We start from the raw sequence: 1,224 nt of genomic DNA, 5'->3' as shown, positions 1-1,224 counted from the left end.
ATATAATTATGGAGGATTAGCTCAGCTACGAGCTAAACACCTGTGAATCTGCTACGAGTTGTTTCGACGCATTTTACATCGGAGTAAAACTAGAAGAGGAAGAAACAGGGGAGAACTCCAGAGGAATAACATCTTATTATCTACGGAGGATTAGCTCAGCTGGGAGAGCACCTGCCTTACAAGCAGGGGGTCGGCGGTTCGATCCCGTCATCCTCCACCATACATGCCGGCCTAGCTCAATTGGTAGAGCAACTGACTTGTAATCAGTAGGTTGGGGGTTCAAGTCCTCTGGCCGGCACTCTTTAAGAGCCATTAGCTCAGTCACGAGCGTTATTTCTGTGAAAAACATCGAGTTGTTTCGACGCAGCAAGGAACAAAGCGATACTAGAAGAGGAAGAAACAGATAGGAACACGAAGCGAATCATCGTTCATAAACGTCATGAATAGAGCTTCATTGAATTTAGCTACGAGCCATTAGCTCAGTCGGTAGAGCATCTGACTTTTAATCAGAGGGTCGAAGGTTCGAATCCTTCATGGCTCACCATTTTATATAAGTAATGCGGGTGTGGCGGAATTGGCAGACGCGCTAGACTTAGGATCTAGTGTCTTTGACGTGGGGGTTCGAGTCCCTTCACCCGCACCATTACTTTTAATAAAATATTGCGGGAGTAGTTCAGTGGTAGAACACCACCTTGCCAAGGTGGGGGTCGCGAGTTCGAATCTCGTCTTCCGCTCTCTTAATAAGTCCTGCCGGGGTGGTGGAATTGGCAGACACACAGGACTTAAAATCCTGCGGTAGGTGACTACCGTGCCGGTTCAAGTCCGGCCCTCGGCACTTTTAAGGTTTAATAATAATATTTTAATCAGATCGGGAAGTGGCTCAGCTTGGTAGAGCACCTGGTTTGGGACCAGGGGGTCGCAGGTTCAAATCCTGTCTTCCCGACCATAATGAATATAGATGCGGGTGTAGTTTAGTGGTAAAACAAGAGCCTTCCAAGCTCTGGTCGTGAGTTCGATTCTCATCACCCGCTCTTTAAAATGTAAAATTAAAAATGTAGAATGTAAAATGTTTTAAGTAAAAGCTTCGAAGAAGTACTTGCATTAATTCTAAATTTTACATTTTCAATTTTAAATTTGTTAGGGGCCTATAGCTCAGCTGGTTAGAGCGCACGCCTGATAAGCGTGAGGTCGGTGGTTCGAGTCCACTTAGGCCCACCATATAGA

General features: G+C 45.7%; 9 tRNA genes. All 9 read left to right on the top strand.

The window, feature by feature from the left end:
- Window positions 1-144 precede the first annotated feature (144 nt).
- Window positions 145-220, top strand: a tRNA-Val gene (locus ACJ2A9_RS23615).
- A 5-nt stretch (window positions 221-225) separates the two neighbouring features.
- Window positions 226-298: transfer RNA gene (locus tag ACJ2A9_RS23610), tRNA-Thr, on the top strand.
- A gap of 170 nt (window positions 299-468) precedes the next feature.
- Window positions 469-544, top strand: a tRNA-Lys gene (locus ACJ2A9_RS23605).
- Between the two features lie 15 nt (window positions 545-559).
- A tRNA-Leu gene (locus tag ACJ2A9_RS23600) sits at window positions 560-643 on the top strand.
- A 19-nt stretch (window positions 644-662) separates the two neighbouring features.
- Window positions 663-734: transfer RNA gene (locus ACJ2A9_RS23595), tRNA-Gly, on the top strand.
- 15 nt (window positions 735-749) lie between these two features.
- Window positions 750-835: transfer RNA gene (locus tag ACJ2A9_RS23590), tRNA-Leu, on the top strand.
- A gap of 34 nt (window positions 836-869) precedes the next feature.
- Window positions 870-946: transfer RNA gene (locus ACJ2A9_RS23585), tRNA-Pro, on the top strand.
- Window positions 947-960: 14 nt separating this feature from the next.
- Window positions 961-1,031 (top strand) — tRNA-Gly (locus ACJ2A9_RS23580).
- Between the two features lie 110 nt (window positions 1,032-1,141).
- Window positions 1,142-1,218, top strand: a tRNA-Ile gene (locus ACJ2A9_RS23575).
- The last annotated feature ends 6 nt before the right edge of the window (window positions 1,219-1,224 follow it).

It is taken from the genome of Anaerobacillus sp. MEB173 (assembly GCF_052119505.1).
Taxonomy (GTDB): Bacteria; Bacillota; Bacilli; order Bacillales; family JBJMAU01; genus JBJMAU01.
The sequence above is the reverse complement of the archived record's forward strand: the minus strand, read 5'-3'. Positions and strand labels throughout refer to the sequence as shown.